This is a genomic window from Yoonia sp. GPGPB17 (assembly GCF_037892195.1).
Lineage (GTDB): Bacteria > Pseudomonadota > Alphaproteobacteria > Rhodobacterales > Rhodobacteraceae > Yoonia.
In genome coordinates, this window is record NZ_JATACI010000002.1 from 714628 (window position 1) to 735543 (window position 20916).

The 20916-nt window shown below is 56.6% G+C and carries 18 protein-coding genes, 1 other RNA gene and 4 pseudogenes; 11 read left to right on the top strand and 12 right to left on the bottom strand.

The window, feature by feature from the left end:
* Positions 1–26 precede the first annotated feature (26 nt).
* The 3 genes and pseudogenes from QTO30_RS03940 (at position 27) to QTO30_RS03950 (ending at position 3144) form a co-directional block, all read left to right on the top strand.
* A complete protein-coding gene (locus QTO30_RS03940) occupies positions 27–1301 on the top strand; it encodes a hypothetical protein (protein WP_340422636.1) in 1275 nt (424 codons plus the stop codon).
* A pseudogene (locus QTO30_RS03945) lies at positions 1298–2655 on the top strand (cytochrome P450). Before QTO30_RS03940 ends, QTO30_RS03945 begins: the two are co-directional and overlap by 4 nt.
* A 330-nt stretch (positions 2656–2985) precedes the next feature.
* Positions 2986–3144, top strand: a complete 159-nt coding sequence (locus QTO30_RS03950) for a hypothetical protein (protein ID WP_340422638.1) — start codon at positions 2986–2988, stop codon at positions 3142–3144.
* Here the strand turns inward: QTO30_RS03950 and QTO30_RS03955 are convergent.
* The 12 genes and pseudogenes from QTO30_RS03955 to QTO30_RS04010 form a co-directional block, all read right to left on the bottom strand.
* Positions 3129–3361: pseudogene (locus QTO30_RS03955) on the bottom strand (ribbon-helix-helix domain-containing protein). The gene QTO30_RS03950 and the pseudogene QTO30_RS03955 overlap by 16 nt on opposite strands.
* Positions 3361–3537 carry a DUF4169 family protein gene (locus QTO30_RS03960; RefSeq protein ID WP_340422639.1) on the bottom strand — a complete coding sequence of 59 codons (177 nt, stop codon included), beginning with the start codon at positions 3535–3537 and terminating at the stop codon, positions 3361–3363. The pseudogene QTO30_RS03955 and the gene QTO30_RS03960 overlap by 1 nt, the downstream one beginning before the upstream one ends.
* Positions 3534–4925: a class II fumarate hydratase gene (fumC, locus tag QTO30_RS03965; RefSeq protein ID WP_340422641.1), complete on the bottom strand. Its 1392-nt coding sequence runs from the start codon at positions 4923–4925 to the stop codon at positions 3534–3536. Before fumC ends, QTO30_RS03960 begins: the two co-directional genes overlap by 4 nt.
* 69 nt (positions 4926–4994) lie before the next feature.
* Positions 4995–5555, bottom strand: a complete 561-nt coding sequence (locus tag QTO30_RS03970) for a hypothetical protein (RefSeq protein WP_340422643.1) — start codon at positions 5553–5555, stop codon at positions 4995–4997.
* 22 nt (positions 5556–5577) lie between these two features.
* Positions 5578–6057, bottom strand: a complete 480-nt coding sequence (locus QTO30_RS03975) for an SspB family protein (RefSeq protein ID WP_340422644.1) — start codon at positions 6055–6057, stop codon at positions 5578–5580.
* A 64-nt stretch (positions 6058–6121) separates the two neighbouring features.
* Positions 6122–7375 (bottom strand): chromate efflux transporter, encoded by a 1254-nt coding sequence (chrA, locus tag QTO30_RS03980; protein ID WP_340422645.1) that lies wholly within the window; start codon positions 7373–7375, stop codon positions 6122–6124.
* 72 nt (positions 7376–7447) lie between these two features.
* Positions 7448–8098: a DUF1194 domain-containing protein gene (locus QTO30_RS03985; protein WP_340425865.1), complete on the bottom strand. Its 651-nt coding sequence runs from the start codon at positions 8096–8098 to the stop codon at positions 7448–7450.
* 84 nt (positions 8099–8182) lie between these two features.
* Positions 8183–8531: a transfer-messenger RNA gene (ssrA, locus tag QTO30_RS03990) on the bottom strand.
* 42 nt (positions 8532–8573) lie between these two features.
* Positions 8574–8918, bottom strand: a complete 345-nt coding sequence (locus QTO30_RS03995; RefSeq protein WP_340422647.1) for a DUF4345 family protein — start codon at positions 8916–8918, stop codon at positions 8574–8576.
* A 66-nt stretch (positions 8919–8984) separates the two neighbouring features.
* Positions 8985–10334: an oxygen-independent coproporphyrinogen III oxidase gene (gene hemN, locus QTO30_RS04000; protein WP_340422649.1), complete on the bottom strand. Its 1350-nt coding sequence runs from the start codon at positions 10332–10334 to the stop codon at positions 8985–8987.
* A gap of 71 nt (positions 10335–10405) precedes the next feature.
* A complete protein-coding gene (locus QTO30_RS04005; RefSeq protein WP_340422650.1) occupies positions 10406–11011 on the bottom strand; it encodes an SCO family protein in 606 nt (201 codons plus the stop codon).
* 213 nt (positions 11012–11224) lie between these two features.
* Positions 11225–11959, bottom strand: coding sequence for a FadR/GntR family transcriptional regulator (locus QTO30_RS04010; protein ID WP_340422652.1), 735 nt, complete (start codon positions 11957–11959; stop codon positions 11225–11227).
* A gap of 83 nt (positions 11960–12042) precedes the next feature.
* Between QTO30_RS04010 and QTO30_RS04015 the strand changes: the two genes are divergently transcribed.
* From QTO30_RS04015 to QTO30_RS04050, 8 genes and pseudogenes are all read left to right on the top strand, one after another.
* Positions 12043–12810: a DUF2182 domain-containing protein gene (locus QTO30_RS04015; RefSeq protein ID WP_340422653.1), complete on the top strand. Its 768-nt coding sequence runs from the start codon at positions 12043–12045 to the stop codon at positions 12808–12810.
* 15 nt (positions 12811–12825) lie between these two features.
* Positions 12826–13539: a DUF1326 domain-containing protein gene (locus QTO30_RS04020; RefSeq protein ID WP_340422654.1), complete on the top strand. Its 714-nt coding sequence runs from the start codon at positions 12826–12828 to the stop codon at positions 13537–13539.
* Positions 13536–14039, top strand: a complete 504-nt coding sequence (locus QTO30_RS04025; protein WP_340422655.1) for a DinB family protein — start codon at positions 13536–13538, stop codon at positions 14037–14039. The genes QTO30_RS04020 and QTO30_RS04025 overlap by 4 nt, the downstream gene beginning before the upstream one ends.
* Before the next feature lie 2 nt (positions 14040–14041).
* Positions 14042–15141, top strand: a pseudogene (locus tag QTO30_RS04030) (dimethylsulfoniopropionate demethylase).
* Between the two features lie 88 nt (positions 15142–15229).
* Positions 15230–16213, top strand: coding sequence for an acryloyl-CoA reductase (gene acuI / locus QTO30_RS04035; RefSeq protein WP_340422656.1), 984 nt, complete (start codon positions 15230–15232; stop codon positions 16211–16213).
* A gap of 209 nt (positions 16214–16422) precedes the next feature.
* The gene (locus tag QTO30_RS04040; protein ID WP_340422657.1) at positions 16423–18108 is read left to right on the top strand and encodes a BCCT family transporter; all 1686 of its coding nucleotides are present in this window, start codon (positions 16423–16425) and stop codon (positions 18106–18108) included.
* Between the two features lie 68 nt (positions 18109–18176).
* Positions 18177–19397, top strand: coding sequence for an aminotransferase class V-fold PLP-dependent enzyme (locus QTO30_RS04045; protein ID WP_340422658.1), 1221 nt, complete (start codon positions 18177–18179; stop codon positions 19395–19397).
* Between the two features lie 50 nt (positions 19398–19447).
* A pseudogene (locus QTO30_RS04050) lies at positions 19448–20844 on the top strand (cryptochrome/photolyase family protein).
* Positions 20845–20916: the final 72 nt, after the last annotated feature.

The following is a 20916-nucleotide window of genomic DNA, read 5'->3' on the forward strand; positions in this document are numbered from 1 at the left end:
CCCCCAAGCATCAGCAAGGGGCGGCAATGAGTGCGCAATCAAGGCAGGTCAGAAAACGGCGTGTGTTTCATATTCCGGGCTATGACCCGATGCCGCCACGCCGCTACCGTGAGCTTTATCGCACTGAAGGGGCCGCCCAGGCCGATATCAGCGGGTACGAGATCGGGGTGAAGGCCGATAGATCTGACGACACATTTCGCTGGACCGTTGGTGCTCGTATTGATGGGCGATCGGTGTTGGCACAGATTGACGTGCTGGTTTGGGCTGACATTGTCCGTGACAGTATGGCCCAGTCGATTCCGGCGACCTATTGGCAGTTGGTGCAGACCGCTTGGACATACATCGGTACAGGTACGCTGCGCCGCCTGATGTGGATGCGCAAAGGGCCGGTGATTGCAGCGCTTTATCCAGTGATGATGCTGTTGGGACAGCTGATCCTGGCGCTTGTCGTCGGCTCTTTGGTTGGGGGCTGGGCGCAGGGCCTGATCATGGGGGCGCTGGCATTGGTTGGTGTGACCGAAGGTGCATTTTTTGATGTTGTGGCATGGATGGCCTGGGCGATCGGTTGGTTGCTCCTGATCGGGATTGTCGTTGTGTTGCTCCGCTGGTTCAAGGCGCAGGACAACAAGCTTTTTGCCCATTATCTGATGCACGACTACGCCTATTCGGCGAAGAAGCGCGGCGAGACACCATCTGAGCTGCAAGCGCGGATGACGGCCTTTACCGCGATCATTGCCGAGGCATTGGCGATGGACGGGGATGAGGTGCTGATCGTAGGGCACTCCTCTGGCGTGCATCTGGCAGTGTCTATTATTGCTGACCTTATTCGTGGGGGACACCTGCGGGATGATGGGCCAAAGCTGGCGTTCCTGTCGCTTGGGCAGGTCGTGCCCATGGTGTCCTTCCTGCCGCGTGCACGGCGGTTACGCAGTGATCTGGCTTTCCTGTCCACGCGTGATGATATCACATGGGTTGATGTATCTGCCCCCGGTGACGGGTGCTGTTTTGCGCTATGCGACCCGGTCGCGGTCACCGGTGTCGCACCAGAGGGCAAACGATGGCCTTTGGTCATCTCAGCCGCTTTCACGCAAAGCCTGTCGTCCGCGCGTTGGAAAGAACTGCGCTGGCGGTTCTTTCGGCTGCATTTCCAGTACTTGTGCGCATTCGATCAGCCAAAAGACTATGACTACTTCCAGATCACTGCGGGGCCCATCCTGCTGGCTGATCGCTATGCGGGCCGTAAACCTTCAGGGTCGCGCATCCATGTGCCTGTGTCCAAATACACATCGCTGCTGCCATGACGGTGCTGCCGCCCAAACCGCCCTCACGCCCCGAAAAAGTGTCTTTGTGGCGCTATATGCGTCTGTTTCGTCAGGATATTCTGTCCGCACAGCCCGCCAAATTGTACCGTGCATGGATGGCAGAGTTTCGCACCCCGTTCTTTCGCAGTTATCTTGTAAACGACCCGGCATTGGTCAAAGAAGTGCTGACGCGCAACCCGGATGCGTTTCCAAAGTCTGACCGGATCGGTGCTTAGGCTTGCGTCCATTGCTGGGCGATAGTGTCTTTCTGACCAACGGCGAGACGTGGAAGCGGCAACGCCGGATCATTGACCCCGCATTTGCGGGTGGACGGTTGCGCGATACCTATCCGGGTATCTGCGCGGCGGCCGATGCTGGGGTGGCCCGGCTTGCCAAAACAGCGGATGGCACCCCGCAAGAGATTGAGGCGATCACCAGCCATATCGCAGCAGATGTGATCTTTCGCACGCTTTTCTCGATCCCAATTGAAGATGAAACAGCCCAGGAAGTCTTTGAGGCATTCCGCGCCTATCAACGCACGCAACCCATCTTGAACCTTGCGGCCTTTGTACGCGGGCCAGCCTGGATGCCACGATTCTTTCGGTCTGAAACGCGCCGCACCGCGCGGCAAATCCGCGTCCTGATCACCAAGTTGACCCAGGGCCGGTTGGATCTGATTGCGACTGGACATGCCCCCGATGACCTTGCGACCAAGATCCTCACGACCAAGGACCCGCTGACGGGCAAAACCTTCACACTGGATGAAATGGTCGATCAGGTCGCCATCTTCTTTTTGGCGGGGCATGAAACAAGCGCCTCCGCTCTTTCCTGGGCGCTTTATTTGCTTGCGACGCACCCGGATTGGCAAGAAAAGGTCGCGCAAGAGGCTGCAGCGTTCAGTGGCGCATTTGCAGATTTGTCCACCCAGAAACACACACGCGATGTGTTCCGAGAGACACTCCGGCTTTATCCGCCTGTTCCGATGATGGTGCGCGAGGCGACGCAGCCAGATACCTTTCGAGGGCGGGCCGTGCGCGCGGGCGCGCAAGTGGTTTTGTCGCCCTGGCACTTACACCGGCATACCCGCATGTGGGACAATCCGGACGGTTTTGATCCGGCGCGGTGGGAAACTGACAATGGCAAGACCTGCGCGCGCGATGCTTATATGCCTTTCTCCGCTGGGCCGCGCATTTGCACCGGCGCAGGTTTTGCATTGATCGAAGGCACAGTGGTTCTAGCCCGATTGATGAAGCATTTCACATTTGAAGCGCTGGAAGGGCGTGATCCGGTGCCCGTCGCGCATCTGACCGTGCGTGCACGGGATGGCATATGGCTTCAGATCGGGCGGCGTTAACCTGATTCTGTTTCCATTTTGCCTACAGAACGAGCCCTCCGCGTCCAAAATCGTAGTAAAGGAAACACAAATGTGGCAACCATAAGTAGAAACTTTGTGAGCAGATATGGTTAAACGCCAATAAAACAAGGCGTTAAGCATGGTTTGGCGCGTTTAACTAAAAATGGCAGAATTGCACGACTGCCCGAATTATGTCATACCCGTGTTAACGAATTATCCGATTCAACCCGTTGAGGTTTTCTGCACATGACAATTTCACTTCCAGGATCGTCTAGAAAAGGTCTCACAGGACTCTTTAAGCGCAAGAATGACGACAAGAAGGGGGCCGCCGTGTCAAAGAAAAAGCTGGGTGGATCCGATATTGCCAAGCTGTTTGACAAGGATGTGCGGACAGCGAAGGCCGTGAAACCTGCCAAGCTAAGCGAGACCGAAATCAACGCCAGCGAACAGTTGTCCAGCATGCGCGGTGCGCTTTACTCAGACAAGTGATGGCCCGCCAACGCGCGCTCTAACACAAAAATCCGCATTGCAGAGGCAAGCCCGAGATCACCTCGGGCTTCATCTATTTTTGCGGCAAGCCCATTGATCGTTTCGCCCTCTGCTTCTGCGCAGTCGCGAAACGTATCCCAAAAATGTCTTCAAGCGATACGCTGGTGCGGTGACCACGCAGCGTTAGCGACCGTTTGACAGGGCGGCGATGACCCATCAATCATCCTCGAACTTCAGCTGCGCGAGGCGCTCACTCGCCTGCTGAGCCTGCGTTGCCTCAAGCACTTTCTGCGCCTTGGTGCGGCCAAACCGGACGGCATTCTCATCCGCTTTGGCCTTGGCCTCAGCGCGTGTTTTGGCTTTGCGCGCTTGGTTCAAGTTGATTGGTTTCATTTCGGGCCAATCATGTCTTCCGGGCGGACAACCTTATCAAAGGTCGCTTCATCAACAAAGCCCAGCTTGATGGCCTCTTCCTTAAGGGTCGTGCCATTCTTGTGTGCGGTCTTGGCCACAGTCGTGGCATTGTCATAGCCGATGGTCGGGGCAAGAGCAGTGACGAGCATCAGTGATTCCCGCATCAGCTTCTCAATCCGTGTCCGGTCTGCCTGAATACCGACCACGCAGTTGTCGGTGAATGTCACTGAAGCATCGCCCAAAAGCTGCATGGATTGCAATACGTTATAAGCCATCATTGGTTTCATGACGTTGAGTTCAAAGTGACCTTGCGAGCCCGCAAAACCCACGGCTGCGTCATTGCCCATGACATGGACGCAGACCTGCGTCAGGGCTTCAACCTGTGTCGGGTTCACCTTACCGGGCATGATGGACGACCCGGGTTCGTTTTCTGGCAGCATCAATTCGCCAAGCCCACACCGCGGGCCGGATCCCAACATGCGGATGTCAGCGGCGATTTTGTAGAGGCTTGCAGCGACGGTTTTCAACGCGCCGGACATTTCGACCAACGCGTCGTGGGCGGCCAATGCCTCGAATTTGTTGGGTGCGGTCACGAAGGGAAGGCCGGTGATCTCAGCCATATTCGCGGCAACGGTTTCACCCCAACCTTTTGGTGTGTTCAATCCGGTGCCAACGGCGGTGCCGCCTTGGGCCAGTTCGTACACAGCGGGCAGCGCGGCCTTCACACGGCGGATGCCCATCGCGACCTGATGCGCATAGCCAGAGAATTCCTGACCCAATGTCAGCGGCGTTGCATCCATGGTGTGGGTGCGACCAATCTTGATGATATCATCAAACTCGCTCTGTTTTTGCTCTAACGCGGCATGCAGTTTGGCCAGGCCCGGCAGAAGCACATCATGGGCGGTCATCGCGACGGCGATGTGCATCGCGGTTGGGAATGTATCGTTCGAGGACTGCCCCATGTTGCAGTGATCGTTTGGGTGCACCGGGTCTTTTGATCCGATGGTGCCGCCCAGCATCTCAATCGCGCGGTTTGAGATAACTTCATTGGCGTTCATGTTGGATTGAGTGCCAGAGCCGGTTTGCCAAACCACCAACGGGAAGTGATCATCCAACTTGCCAGCCACCACCTCGGCCGCGGCAGCAATGATGGCGTCGGCGCGCTCCGCATCCAGTTTGCCGCGTTCTTTGTTCGCCATGGCACAGGCCTGTTTGATGACCCCAAGTCCACGCACGATCGCCACCGGCTGCTTTTCCCAACCGATTGGGAAGTTCATGATCGAACGCTGTGTTTGCGCGCCCCAATAGCGGTCGGCCTGCACCTCAAGCGGGCCAAAACTATCGGTTTCTGTGCGTGTGTCGGTCATGGTGATCCCCTCTGGCTAAGTCACTTTGACCTATAGGCAGCAGGGGTCCAAATCGCAATATCGCAATAGCTATGCCAAGTGAACGAACTGCGCGCTTTGGCCGATTGGTTTGCTATCTGCGACGGCCCGAAGCTTCTCTTCCATCACGGCATCATCGGCCCCATGGTAGTAGAAAAACGTATAACGTTCGCCTGCGTTACTGCCGCCATAGCTGTAGCCATCACCGAGGGCCGCGACGATCTCATCGCTGAATGTATCGGGGTCGAAATCTTCGTAGGCGCTGTCTGGCAGGCCTGTGCCATCAAGGCCGACGCCAACCACACAGACAGTCCCAAACTCGCGTAGCGTGTTGCCATCGTCATTCAGGAATTGGGTTTTCTTTGGTGCCCCAAGTGCGACCATGGCCGTCTCCAACTGGGTCAACCGGTCATCGGACAGATCCGGTAGGGCCAACTCAAGATCAGAAAATTGAATCTCACCGTCTTCATCCATCATGGTGCCGCCGCCAGAGACTTCACCCTCTCCAACGGATTTCAGATGCTCTTCGAGCGGTTCTTCCCAGAATTCATATCGTTCAAGCGGGCCGATTTTGAGCGGGAGCCGAATTGTCAGAAAAACGGGTTCAGTCATGCGATGTCTCGGTGGTTGGTGATTACTTGCGGAATTGATCCAAACTCACAACTTCCGCTTCTTTCGGGGTGTCATCTTCTTCCTCCGGTTCAACCATTTCATCCATCGGAGCCTCTTCAACATCGGCAACCGGGGTGTCTTCGTCGTCGTCCTGCGTTTCAAACCGCAGGCCGAACTCGACTGATGGATCAACGAATGTCTTGATCGCATCATAGGGGATATAAAGCGTCTCGGGGTTGTCGCCGAAGTTCAACGTGATGGTGAAACCTTCGCCTGTGACATCCAGATTGTCGAACCAATGCTGGATCACGACCGTCATCTCGCCGGGATAGCGATCCGACAGCCAATCTGCGATCTCAACATCCGGGTGCATGGTGTCGAATGTCACAAAGAAATGGTGCGCGCCGGGCAGCCCATCTTTTTGCACATCTGTCAGGACTTCCTGAATAAGACCGCGCATCGCCCGGTGCATCAGATTTCCATAGTCGATCGTGCTGGTCACGGTAATGGCCCCCTTCGTCATATGGTTACCATAAGGGATTCGATGGGGGTTGAAAGGGTGCGTTTCAGATCAGACCCATTGCGGCGGATACCGCAAGGCTGAGTGCCGCGGAAATAAGCAACACAAGCGGCAGGGGCCAATGCCGCCCGAGCAAAAGTACGCCAGTGACAATCGCGAGCCCGATGGCGATAGGTTGCAAGGTGGTCAGATCTGGCCAAATCGTCTGTATTGGCCCGGCGGAGACTGTGCTGACCGCGCCAAAAAAGACGTGGCAAGCGAACCAAAGCGACAGATTGGCAATCACGCCGACGACGGCAGCAGTGATGCCCGCAAGCGCGCCACGTAATCGTGGCCGCCCATCCAGCCAATCGATCAAAGGGGCACCCGCGAAGATCCAGATGAAGCAGGGGACAAACGTCACCCAAAGTGTCAACGCACCGGCGATCAAAGCCATACCCCAGCCGCCCTCTGCCAACCCTGCGATCATTGCGACGAACTGTGTCACAAGGATGAGCGGTCCGGGGGTCGTTTCAGCCAGCCCCAGCGCGTCCATCATTTGCGGTGTGGACAGCCATGCATAGGAAACCACGACCTCTTGGGTCATATAGGCGAGCACAGCGTATGCCCCACCGAAAGTAACAACGGCGAGTGTTGAAAAGAAAACACCTATATCGTGCAAGAAACTATTGCCCGTCAGCGCAACCAGTCCGAAAGGGGCGGCCCAGATCAACCCGCCAACCATGGCGATTTTCAGACTACGGACCAATGTGCCTGATTGCGGAGCATGCGCAGTTGTTTCACCCGGTTGCCCGATTGCGCCAATGACGGCAGCTACAAGGATAACCAGCGGAAAGGGGAGGGCGAAGAAAAATAGCGCGATGAAAGCGCCGCCAGCAAGGATCAGATGTTTGGTTTTGATCAATGCGCGTTTGGCAATTTTGACCAACGCCTCGACGACGATGATCACCACTGTCGCCTTAACCCCCAGAAACAGCGCCTGCACCACCGGCAGATTTCCATAGGTTCCATAAGCCAGTGCCAGCACCATGATGACCACAGCACCGGGCAACACAAAAAGCCCACCACCGATCAGCCCGCCGACAATCCCTTGCCGCTTCCATCCTGCATAGGTGGCCAGCTGCATCGCCTCTGGCCCCGGTAACAGCATGCAAAAGGACAAGGCGCGTAGAAACTGCTTTTCAGTGAGCCAATCGCGCTTTTCGACAAGTTCTTGATGCATCAAGGCGATCTGTGCCGCTGGTCCACCAAACGAAAGCAGCCCAATACGCCCGAAGACGCGAAGAAGCTCTTTTGTCATGCACGAGATCCTTTCAGCCGTCTTGGTTTGCTGAAGATCACAACACAGTGGGAATGTAAAACCTGTGTAAGTTCAGCCAAAAATCCGGCTGATCTCGCGCAAGATTTTGGCACGGATTGTTTGTGGGTATTCGCGATGGGTGCGGGCGGTCATGACAAAGCCATCGCGGGTGATCACAGCGCCGCGAAAGAAGTTTGTAATCGCCAGCCCCATCGATTCAATGGCTATGCCGTTGATTGTGACCCCTGCGCGCTCAGCCGCGTTGCGCGCGGCGCGCACGTCGGAGCCTCCATTCGGCGTTCCATCACCAGATACATCGATCACGCGCCGGTCACAGCCGGTGACCTCATCAAACAGCTCAAGCGAAAAATAGATCGCTTCGGCCGGTGCCGTATCAGAGAGCACAAAAGCTCGTTCCATCAGGCGTGCTTTTTGCGCAAAAGCTTCGACATCCAGCGCTGTGCGCATCTGGGTCCAGGGGATCGAGACGGTTTGTCTGTCAACGCCCGACCATTGCACAACCGCCAGATAGTTTTCGCCGACCACCATCGTGTCAACGATTTCAGGATCACGCAAGGCATCAGCCAGCCCATCCGTTTGCAGGCGGTACTCAGCGGGATCAATTGAGTTGGACACATCAATAGTCAGGATCAACGCGGTATCGCACGCCTGTGCCACAACAGGCAACGAGGAGAGAAGTGACACAAAAGCAAGCCGCAACATCGGGTTATCGTGCACAGAGCCTGTCTTGCATTGCAAGTCACAAGATTGGGGGGTGTCTGACAAAATGCTGTTTGATAGGGTGGAAGTGCAGGTTTCTGTTGCCAGGTACCTGCGAACCCCGCCCTAGGTCGCAAAACCTAGGGAGTTAAGTTTCGATATTACGCACAGCTTAAGCTGCGAGTGCCATCGGTGCTTTGTTGTCATTTGCAACTAGCTTAATTGTACCGATAACGGTGGTAACTCACCGAAACAAAGCAAACCCCTTTAGACGTTCGTCGATCCTATTTCGGCCCCATAGCCCCCAAATGAAGGGTGTTTGGTGGAGCCGCCGGGTACCGCCCCCGGGTCCGATCCGCTTATTACGAGCGCGTTTATGTCCATAGTCCCGAAGGACATACAGTACATAGGGAAGGTCACCTTGTCGTGCAAGTCTGAAGCGATGAACGTTACTGGTCATATGGTTCTATGCGGTGGCTTAAAGGTTCAGCACGATGGCCGGGATGCCAACGGCGGCCTCTACAACGAAGTAAACCCATTTCTTTTGCGACGCCCCGTCCAGAACAATAGAGGTCAAACGCCCAGCGGCTGCCCCGCACCAGCAGAACCCAAGCATCACATAGGCTTCAGGCGTCCCCAGCCACAGTGCCCCGAGCCCCATGCCAACGAATAAACAACCAACCGAGGCGCGAACCTCGGACATGCCCATCGTGGTTTCACCCATCTCAAGATCAAGCGCGCCCAGCGTGTAACGCGGGGCAAGCCAGCCAAAACAGCCCAGCCCGATGCTGAGAATAGCGAAGATGATGTTGAGGATGTCCATGACCGTGCCCTGTGTGCCTGCCCCGATGAAACTGGCGCAATCGGCGATAAGATCAATGGTGACGGTTCAAGACGCCTGCGAGTATTGTGCGACGATATCGCTAAAGCCGTCATAGCGCTGTGCAATGATCCGCGTGAGTGGCCTGCCTGCTTGGGTGATTCTGAGACCTTGACCCGTTGCGACAACAAAGCCTGCAAATTCTTCTAGAATGGCCTTGTGTATCGGCAAAAGATCACGCGCATTGGGATGCTGATCAAGCTTTTGAAGATCAATTTCAAAATCGCACATCAACATGTTGATGGCGGATGCGCGCAGCCGATCTTCAGCTGTTATCTCATAGCCGCGATGACCTGATAACTTACCCGCCTCAACCCGTTCGATGTAGGCGGCGGTCGCGGATGCGTTTTGCACATAGCCTTGTGCGAACTGCGAAATCGACGAGGCACCGATCCCAATCAAGGTTGGGCAGGTGTCGTCTGTATAGCCTTGGAAATTCCGGCGTAAATGTCCGCTGCATGCTGCGATGGTCAAACTGTCCTCGGGTTTGCCAAAATGGTCGATCCCGATGGCGTGATAGCCGCTGCCCGTAAAAGCTTTCGCCGCTTGGCGGGCAAGGTGATAGCGGGCCTCTTCATCGGGCAAAGCATCATGTGGGATCAGTTTTTGTCGTTTTGAAAAGGTCGGTACATGTGCATAGCCAAAAAGGGCGATGCGGTCAGGATCAAGGGTGCGGACCTTGGCGATTGTATTGGCCAGTTTTGCAGGTGTCTGATGGGGCAGGCCATAGACCAGATCAGCGTTCAAAGATGTGATCCCTGCGGCACGCAGGCTTTCGACACATGCGCGCGTGGCCGCATAGCTTTGCTTGCGCCCGATAGCCTCTTGCACATCAAGCGCAAAATCCTGGATGCCAATGCTGGCACGGGTCATGCCCATTTCGGCAAGGGCTGTGATTTTATCGTCGTCGACCAAGGTGGGATCAATCTCAACCGAGAAGCTAAAGTTGGGGGCGGGCGGAATGACCTCTTTAACGGCCTGCGCCAGTTCGCGGATCATGGGGGCGGGCAAAATGGTCGGTGTGCCGCCGCCCCAGTGCATTTGCCCCATCGTAATGCCCGCGGGTAGCGCGGCGCGCAGTAACGCCAACTCGTCTTTGACGACGCGCAGATAGTTTGCAACCGGTTTGAGTGTGGTAGTGCCTTGCGTCCGGCATGCACAAAACCAGCACAGACGTTCGCAAAAGGGGATGTGGATATAAACCGATACTGGAACCGCAGGGTTTAGCGCTTTGAGGCAACTGACCTGAAATGCCTCGCCAGTTTTTGCACTGAACGCGGTGGCGGGCGGATAGCTGGTGTAGCGCGGGACGCGGGCATCAAAAAGGCCCATGCGGCGAAGATTATCAAGGTGTTCCATACATTCACTCTGGCAGAGTGCTGCATGGGTTTTCTTGCGCCAGATCAAGTGGCGCAAGAATTCTGCGGCTGTTAGCTCAACTCGTTGATGAAACAGGCCGAAATCTCGGCGATTTGCTCGGGTGAGTGGTCCCTGCGAAAGAATGTCTTAAAACCTGTTTCGGGGAACATCAGATATGTCTGCGTTGAGTGATCGACGAGGTAGTACTCAGGGTCACCCTCCACCACACGGTAGTAGGTCTTATAGGCCTGGCTTGCGGCTTTCACCTGTTCGGGCGAGCCCGTCAATCCGATCATGTCGTCATGAAAGTTGTCGGTGAAATCCCGGACCACTTCCACAGTGTCCCTTTGTGGATCCACCGAGATAAAAACAGTACCAAGGTCAAGTCCCTGTTCTTCAAGTATATATGCCGCCTGCGCATTGCGTGCGGAATCCAACGGGCAGACGTCGGGGCAGAATGTATAGCCAAAATAGACCAGCGTCGGTTTTGTGATAACATCTGCATCAGTCACGGTTTCCCCGGTTTCCGAGATTAGTTCGAACGGACCGCCGATGGCGCTGCCTGCCACGGCAGTATCACCGCAGGGATGTGCCTGACCCGATTGCGATTGCCAAGCGTAGATCCCGATAGCGGCTGCGGCAGCGAGCGTGGTTGATCCAAAGATGACAGCTTTCAAGGTGGCCTCCTGAAATGAGAATAATTCTGTTGGCGCAGTATCGCGCAACGCTTCGCTTCACAATATGCTTTCTTGCCGCACGACGCAGCAGCACAATTGTCGCGATGGCGTCACAAGATTGTGTTTCGCAACTGTCTTGGGGCCGCCTCCAAAGACTATTTTGATGAGTCTCAGAGGCCGGCTTGCAAGGTGGTTACGATCCACCGCGAAGAATTAACCGCGCTTGGCCCGCCGCTGAGCAATCACCCCCTGTGCCAGCTCTTGCGTATAGTGGGCCAATGCGGCCAAATGCGCATCTGCTGCAAGCCCATCCTGGGCCTCGATCGCATCTGCAATATCGCTGTGAAATGCGACGATCTTTTCGCGTGATCGCGCGCTGAAGGTGATCATGTTCATCAATGGCTGCATAGCCTCGACCGCACCGGCCAGTTGATAAGACAGAACCGGGTTGTCCGCCGCATCGACCAACGCCCGGTGAAAGGCGACATCTGACGCGCAAAACGCTTCGTCCGTCAGTCCCGGTTGCGATTGCCTGTGTGCCTCGGCGCGCATGGTGGCCAGATGATCAGCCGTCCGGCGCATCGCCGATAGGGGTGCGCAGGCCCGCTCCAGCGCATAGCGCGCTTCGCAGGCTGTCGCGAAACCAATATCGTTCATCGACAACAACAAGGTCGATGTCGTGATCTGCTGTCCATAGGCATCTTCGAACTTCAGCCTGTTCACAAAGGCGCCGCCGGTGGCCCCGCGTTGTGTGCGAATAAGCGATTGTGCCGCCAATCGTTTCAGCGCTTCACGCACTGTGGGCCGTGAGACATCAAACTGTTCTGCCAGTTCCGCTTCCGAGGGCAGACGCTCATCCACGGGCAGATCGCCACAGATGATTGCATCGCGAATGGCCTTGGCAATTTGCGCCGATAAGTCGGCGGGGTTCTTGGGATCAATTTTCATTTGTCAGACAATTAAACGTCTGACATATCATTGTGCAAGCCCTGAGTCGCACTTAGCCTTTTGGGACCGTTTGGGAGGACGCCGTGTCGCATCTGGTTCGATCATCACTGTGGTTGTCGTTCTTCGGCGCGATCCTGTTTGCATGGTGGATGATGTACGTCATGGCGATGGACATGGACCTTGATCTGCTGGGGCGTCCGGGGCCGATGGGGCAAGCCATGGCAGATATGGACCCGCGCATGCCGATGGATATGCCAATGGCACGCTTTGGACCGCTTTTTGCAATGTGGGCGATTATGATGGCGGCGATGATGTTGCCGACACTGGTACCGACACTGACCACTTATGAGCGGCTGATGGTCAGTGCCGATGGCACCCGCGCCGGGTGGCTGGGCGTGCTGCTGGGATACTTCATTGTTTGGGTTGGCTTTGCCGCTCTGATTACGGCTGTTCAACTGGCGCTGCTCTTTGGCGGGGTGATCAATATGCTGGGGATTGCGCCGGTCTGGCTGTCTGCCGCCTTGCTGATTGTTGTAGGCGCCTTTCAGTTCACCCGCGTTAAGGAAGTCTGTCACGGTGTGTGCCACGCACCAATGACCTATTTTCTGGGCCATTGGAAAACAGGTTTTTCCGGCGGTTTGCGCATGGGGTTGGGTTTGGGCGCATTTTGTGTGGTCTGTTGCTGGGGCTTCATGGCCCTTGGTTTTGTTGGTGGTGTGATGAGCTTGGCCTGGATGGGTCTGGCGACAGTATTGATGGTGTTCGAAAAACTGCCTGATATCGGGCATCGTGTGATCAAACCAACCGGCGTGGCACTGATTGCCGCTGGTCTGGCTTTGGCTGTCTTTTAAGGAAAGGGACGAGATATGGCTGAAAAGACGGAACGCGCACCTGCCGATCGGTTGCCGATCTCGCAGCGGATCGACCAGCGGATGGAAAGCAACCCGCTACGTCGGAAAATGAAGCCGACAGAATGGGCCATTAAGGGCGAGCTTTTTCTGAACTGCTCGTGCACGGTCTTCTGCCCCTGCGTCGTAAGCCTTGGCGCTCATCCGCCAACAGAAGGGCACTGCCATGCATGGATGGCGATTGCCATTGATGAAGGGCATTTTGAAGGCGAGGACCTCTCAGGTCTGAACGTCGGCCTTCTTGTCGATATTCCGGGCCGTATGGCCGAGGGCAACTGGAAAGTCGCGGCCTATGTCGATGAGCGTTCTACGCAGAAGGCTTACAATGGCGTCCTGAAAATCTTTAGCGGGGCGGCTGGCGGCACCACGGGTCTTTTCACGATGCTGGTGTCCGAGATCATCGGCGCCGAGCGCGAGAAGGTCGAGATTGTGCGTGAAGGCGACAAGCGCGGCATCTATATCGGGCGCAAGATCCAGGGTGAGATTGAGATGATGAAAGGGGCAAGCCCGGATCATCCGGTGATGATCAGCAACTCAAAATACTGGATGGGCCCCGATATTATCGCAGCGGCTGGCACGAAGTCGCGGGTGCGCGACTATGGCCGTGTCTGGGACTTTGGCGGCAAGTCGGCTGAGATTTGCCCGATTGACTGGAAAGGGCCCAAGCCTTGATCACGCCAGCGTACTGTCAAATGATGGCGCGCTACAATGCCTGGCAAAACAAGGGCCTGCGTGACATGATTGCCAATATCGACCGGGATGCGCTGTACCGTGATCGCGGTGCGTTCTTTGGGTCTATCATGGGTACCCTCAATCATTTGTTGTGGGCCGATACGATTTGGATCAGCCGGTTTGATGGCGGTGAAGGGCCAACGGTGCCCGCCAAGGAACATCTTGAGATGACGCCAACACCTGCTGTCTGGGCCGCCGAAAATTTCCGCATGGACGCCCGCATCAGACTTTGGGCGGAAAGTGTGAGCGCAATTGATCTGGTCGGTGACCTGACATGGACCGCAGCGCTTTCGGATACCACGATGTCCGAGCCGATGGGGCTTTGTGTTGTACAGTTGTTCAACCACCAAACCCATCACCGTGGTCAAGTCCACGCGATGCTAACGGCGATGGGTCTTAAGCCGAACGATACTGACCTTCCCTTCATGCCCGAGGACTAACCATGGCTGTGATTGCACCTTCCCGCCGCATCCGGCGGACCCCATTTACGGACGGCGTCGAAGCCGCAGGTGTGAAGGGGTATACCGTCTATAACCATATGCTGCTGCCAACCGTGTTCCGCAGCGTCGAAGAAGACTATCACCACCTGAAAACCGCCGTGCAGGTCTGGGACGTCGCCGTTGAGCGCCAGGTTGAACTGCGTGGCCCCGACGCGGCGCGCTTGATGCAGATGCTGACCCCGCGCGATCTGCGTGGAATGTTGCCGGGGCAGTGCTACTATGTGCCGATTGTGGATGAAACCGGGGGCATGCTGAATGATCCGGTGGCGTTGAAGCTGTCTGAGGACCGCTGGTGGATTTCAATCGCCGACAGCGATCTGCTGTTTTGGGTGAAGGCGCTGGCCTACGGGTATCGTCTGGATGTTTTGGTGGATGAGCCTGACGTGTCGCCGCTGGCTGTGCAGGGTCCGCTGGCAGAGGATCTGATGGCCCGCGTATTTGGCGATGCTGTGCGCGCGATCAAGTTCTTCCGCTTTGGCTGGTTTGATTTTCAGGGTGTCAGCATGGCGGTGGCCCGTTCGGGATATTCCAAACAGGGCGGCTATGAAATTTACGTGGATGGCACCAAGAACGGGATGCCGCTCTGGAACGCCCTTTTGAGGCGGGTAAGGATCTGGATGTACATGCCGGATGCCCCAACCTGATCGAACGGATTGAGGGGGGATTGCTGTCTTACGGAAATGACATGACGCGCGAGAATACCCCTCACGAGTGTGGATTGGGTCGGTTTTGCTCCACCCAGACGGCCATTGGCTGTGTTGGCCGCGACGCGCTGCTGCGGGTCGCGAAAGAGGGGCCAACCCAACAAATTCGCGCCATCGCGATTGATGGTGACATGCCGGTCTGTGATCAGGTCTGGCCGATTATGGCCAAGGGGAAACGGATCGGGCAGGTGACCTCGGCGGCGAAATCGCCGGACTATGATACCAACGTTGCCATCGGTATGGTGCGGATGACCCATTGGGACGAAGGCACAGTGTTGGATGTGCATACGCAGGATGGGCCGCGCACGGCCACAGTGCACGAGAATTTCTGGATCTAGTAACCAGTTCCGCCGTCGGAGGCCCCGTCGGAGGTTTGAAGAGACATAGGAAGCTGGGGACGTAGCACCCCTTATGAGAGGAAAACGGATGTTTAAGGCTTTGGTCGTTGAAAAGGACGAAGATGGCAAAACCAGTGCCGCAGTGCAGGAGCTGTCACTTGAACAACTCCCCGCAGGCGATGTGACGGTGGCGGTCGAGTATTCAACGGTTAACTACAAGGACGGTTTGTGCATCGGTCCGGGCGGCGGTTTGGTGCGCAACTATCCACATGTACCGGGCATTGACATGGCGGGCACGGTCGAGGCGTCGGACAATCCCTGCTACAAGGTCGGCGATAAGGTCGTGCTGACAGGGTGGCGCGTCGGTGAGGCGTATTGGGGGGGCTACAGCCAGAAGGCCCGTGTCAAGGCAGAGTGGCTGGTACCCTTGCCCGAAGGTCTTGATACCCGTCAGGCGATGGCGGTGGGGACTGCCGGGTTTACGGCGATGCTGGCCGTCATGGCGCTGGAAGATCATGGCATCAAGGATGGGCCTGTTCTGGTGACGGGGGCCGCAGGTGGTGTTGGTTCTGTTGCGACAGCGATCCTGGCGCATTTGGGTCATCAGGTCGCTGCGGTGACCGGACGGCCAGAAACCGCTGACTATCTGACTTCGCTGGGGGCGACGCAGATCGTACCGCGCGAAGAGATCAATGAAATCACCCGCCGTCCACTTGAGGCGGAAACCTGGGGCGGTTGTGTCGATGCCGTGGGCGGTGAGATGCTCGCGCGCGTGCTGGGGCAGATGAAATATGGTGCTTCAGTTTCTGCCGTTGGTTTGGCGGGTGGGGCAGGGATGCCTGCATCGGTCATCCCGTTCTTGCTGCGTGGTGTGAATTTGTTGGGTATCGACAGTGTGATGCAGCCCTATGACAATCGCGTCCGGGCTTGGGCGCGGATCGCAAAGGATCTGCCGATGGACAGACTTGAGGCCATGATCCAACCGGCCACTTTGACGGATTTGCCAGAGCTGGGCCGCGGGATACTGAAAGGTCAGGTCAAAGGGCGCGTTGTTGTAGATGTGAACGCCTAGGCTCACTGAAAACACGGTTTCAAAGACCGCCCCACTGGGGCGGTCTTTTTGTTTGAAGGTACGCAGAAAGGCCCAGAATGCTGCGTTTGCAAAGGTTTTTGCGCATGTGCAGCGTCGTTTCGGCGTGACAATGTGGCGCATTATCGGGTTAACTCGCCCCACCGATCCGTCAAGATGATCGGATAAAAATAGCCAACGGGGAATATATCATGGCACCAAAACCACCACTATCGGAACTTCCGATTAAGACCGCCGACGTCGGTTTTTATCGAGGGTTCAGCGTCAATGTGACTGTCATCAGTAAGATCATCATCAGCATCCTTGTCGTTTGGGCGATCGTCTGGCCTGAGTGGGCTGGCGAGGTACTGGGCGCGTGGAACGCGGTCATCCTGAACAACTTTGCATCCTGGTACATTTGGACGGTCGCATTCTTTGTTATCGTTTGTCTCGGATTGGCGCTTTGGCCAACAGCGGGGCGGCTCAATCTAGGTCAACCAGGTGAGAAACCGGAGTTCTCCAATTTCTCTTGGTTCTCGATGATGTTTGGTGCCGGTATCGGTGTCGGCATGCTGACCTGGGCTGTGGCCGAACCGATTGCGCACTTCAAAAACAACCCCTCGGTTATTCAGGGTGTGACAACGGCGCTGGAAGCCGACAACGTGCGCACGGCCTATGTATGGTCTTTCCTGCACTGGGGTTTGGGTGCTTGGGCGTGTTATGCTGTTGCGGGCCTTGCGCTTGCATTCTTTAGCTATCGCCGTGGATTGCCACTGACGATCCGGTCTTCTTTGACACCTTTGTTTGGCAAGTCCTTGTCTGGGACAGTAGGTCATATCATCGACATTGTGGCGGTTGTTGCGACTATCCTGGGTGTTGCACAAACACTCGGCTTCGGTGTCGAACAATTTGTGGCCGGTCTGACACGCATTGGTATTGGCGGTCTGGCGCTGGATGATGGGTCTGCGACCACCTTAGGCATTGTCGTGGCCTTGCTGGTGATCATGGGGGCATCGACGCTGTCCGCGCTTTCGGGTGTTGGCAAAGGCATCAAGTGGCTGTCGAACATCAATATGACGCTCTCGATTGTCTTGTTGAGCTTCTTCATCCTGTTTGGGGCAACATGGTTCGGTGCGACAGCGTTCTTCGTGGGTATCTGGGACTATCTGATCCAGCTGCCATGGTTGAGCTTCAACGTCTACCGTTCTGACGGTGTTGAAGGGTCCGAAGCGTTCTTGCTGGCGCAGTGGCAGGGCTGGTGGCCTGTGTTCTACTGGGCATGGTGGATCGCATTTGCACCCTTCGTTGGCCTGTTCCTGGCGCGTATTTCACGTGGCCGGACAATCCGCGAGTTCGTCTTGGGCGCGATGATCGTACCCTCGCTGATGTGCTTTGTCTGGTTTTCATGGGCCGGTGGGACGGCCGTTGATCTTGAACTCAATGGCGATGCTGGTGGCTTGATCCTTGATGCGGCCAATGGTGACAAGATCTTTGCGATGACCGAGTTCATGCTGTCACCTGTCAGCCAGGCACTGGCGTGGGGCATGGCGGTGATGATCGTGGTCTTGCTTTTGACGTTCCTTGTGACCTCGGCTGACTCTGCTGTGTTGATCGTGAACACGATCAATGCGGCTGGGGACGAAGGGCCGAAGGCGCGTCCGCACATTTTGTTCTGGGGTGCTGCTCTGGGCCTTGTTGTGGCAGGCTTGCTGATATCTGGCGGAACCGGAGCCATTCAAACCGCGATGGTGATTGGCGCGTTGCCCTTCTCGGTGGTGATGGTGTTGATGTGTCTTGCCCTGATCAAGGCGATCTACAACGACGGACGCCGTGAAGCAGCGGGTGTGCCAACGACCCATGGCGAGATCCAGGCCGCGGCAGCAACGCCAGCCGAGTAATCGTCGAAAATTTACAAACAAAGGCCCCGGTGCTTGCGCATCGGGGCCTTTTTCGTATCCATGGGGATATGAGTCTAGATATCGCATGGGTGCGCGCCCAATTCCCCGCCTTTGATGAACTGTCCTTGCAGGGCCAAGCCTTTTTCGAGAATGCGGGCGGGTCTTACACCTGCCGTCAGGTCATTGACCGCCTGCATCGTTTTTATACCCAGCGGAAGGTGCAGCCCTATGCGCCCTATGAGTCTTCTCGTCTTGGGGGCGCGGAGATGGATGAGGCACGTGGGCGCCTTGCCGAAATGCTGGGTGTGGCGACTGATGAGGTGTCCTTTGGGCCGTCCACGACCCAGAATACCTATGTGTTGGCGCAGGCGGTGCGCAAGTGGATCAAGCCCGGTCAAAGCATTGTGGTCACCAATCAGGACCATGAGGCCAATAGTGGCCCTTGGCGCAGATTGGCGGACGAAGGTGTGTCGGTCCTCGAATGGCAGATTGATCCTGAGACGGGAGAGTTGCACCTGGAGGATTTGGCCGAGCTTCTGGAGCAGGATGTTGCATTGGTCGTCTTTCCGCATTGCTCAAACGTCGTTGGCGCGATCAATGATGTTGCGGCCATTGCAAAGCTGGCGCGTGATGCTGGTGCGCGAACCTGTGTGGATGGCGTATCTTACGCGCCCCATGGGTTTCCTGACGTTGGCGCGTTGGGATGCGACGTTTATCTTTTCAGCGCCTACAAGACCTATGGTCCGCATCAGGGCATCATGGTGATCCGCGAAGACTGGGGAATGGAGCTCCCCAACCAGGGGCACCATTTCAATGGCGACAGCCTTTACAAGCGTTTTACGCTTCTAGCTGGCCCTGATCACGCTCAGGTCGCGGCCAGTGTCGGTATGGCGGATTACCTTGAGGCGCTGTCGGTACATCATGGGGGCGGGACGGGCGCCGCAGCGGCCCGCACATCGCATGATTTGATGCGGGCGCAAGAGGTCGCGCTATTGCAGCCGCTGCTGGATTATGTGGCAGCGAAGAACTCGGTCCGGCTTGTCGGTCCTACGGACGCTTCGCGCCGTGCGCCAACCGTTGCTATGGCGTTGGAGGGGGATGCCGAAGAAGCGGCGGCAAAGCTGGCCCCTCATGGCATTATGGCCGGTGGTGGCGATTTCTACGCGCAGCGCCCGCTTTCTGCGGTTGGTGTCGACCTGTCTAAAGGCGTCTTGCGCGTCAGTTTTGTGCATTACACGACAAAGGATGAGGTTGACGCGCTGATGGGTGCGCTAGATCAGGTTTTGTAAGCAGGCGACACAGCCCTGCGCGGAGGTCTGATGGGCAAACCCCCATATTGATGTGGTTCCGGCGTGATCTGCGCCTTGGCGATCACGCGGCGCTGACAGCAGCCTGTACGGCGGGCCGCCCTGTGATTCCGGTCTTTATCTACGATGAGCTAACTGACGCCATGGGCGCGGCCCCAAAGATGCGCTTGGGATTATCTGTTACGGACCTGAACGGATCGCTCGCGCAGAAGGGCAGCCGTTTGATATTGAGGCGGGGCAAGGCGTTAGATGTGTTGCGGGATCTGATCGCGCAAACTGGGGCAGGGGCCGTCTATTGGTCACGCCTTTGCGATCCGCAAAGCCGCGAACGCGATACGACACTGAAGGCGGCGCTGAAGGACGACGGTATCGTTGCCGAGAGCTTTGAGGGCCATGTCCTGTTTGAACCTTGGACGGTCGCGACCAAGACTGGTGGGTTTTACAAAGTCTATACGCCGATGTGGAAGTCTGTGCGCAACCGTGCAGTGCCAGCGGCGCTGCCCGCGCCCGGTAAAATCCCGGCGCCAGAGGCGTGGCCGCAATCGGATGCCCTCGGCGACTGGCAGATGGATGCGGCGATGCACCGGGGGCGGATGGGCTCAAAAGCAATTGCACTGTTGGTGAAGCGGCTGCGCTGAACAGGCTTCACAGGTTCATTGCTAACCAAGTGTCGAATTATGTGGTGAATCGCGACTTGCCTGCGGTCGATGGCACCTCACGCCTGTCCGAAAATCTGACCTATGGCGAAATCAGCCCGCGGACCTGCTGGCATGCCGGATGGGCGGCGTTGAATGAGGGGGGAGATGACGCCGAAGTATTCCTGAAAGAACTGGTCTGGCGTGAATTTGCCTATCATCTGGCTTTTCACACGCCGCGCATGACAAGCCGCAACTGGAAAGAAGACTGGGATGCGTTTCCGTGGAACACTGATGAAGATCGCCCCGAGGTACAGGCCTGGAAACAGGGGCGCACGGGCATCCGCTTTGTCGATGCGGCCATGCGCGAGATGTATGTGACCGGCACAATGCACAACCGTGGTCGGATGATCGTCGCCTCTTATCTGACCAAGCATCTGCTGTGTCACTGGAAGATCGGTCTGAATTGGTTCGCCGATTGCCTGATTGATTGGGACCCCTGCAGCAACGCGATGGGTTGGCAATGGTCGGCTGGCTCTGGCCCGGACGCGACACCGTACTTCCGTGTCTTCAATCCGGTGACTCAGCTTGACAAGTTTGATAGAGATCGCGCGTACGTCAAAAAATGGATCGCGGAAGGAGCCAAGACCCCCAGCGCGACGGCTTTGGCATACTATGATATGATACCGCTTAGTTGGGGCATGACGGCGCAGGATCGTTATCCTGATCCAATTGTTCCCGCAGATGAAGGACGCAAGCGCGCCTTGGACGCCTATCAGAACCGGGGGTTCTGACTTCCGCTAGGTCAGGGTAACTATTTTTGAACGTTTTCCGTGACTTCGCCGTATCAAAGGTTAACTTGCCAT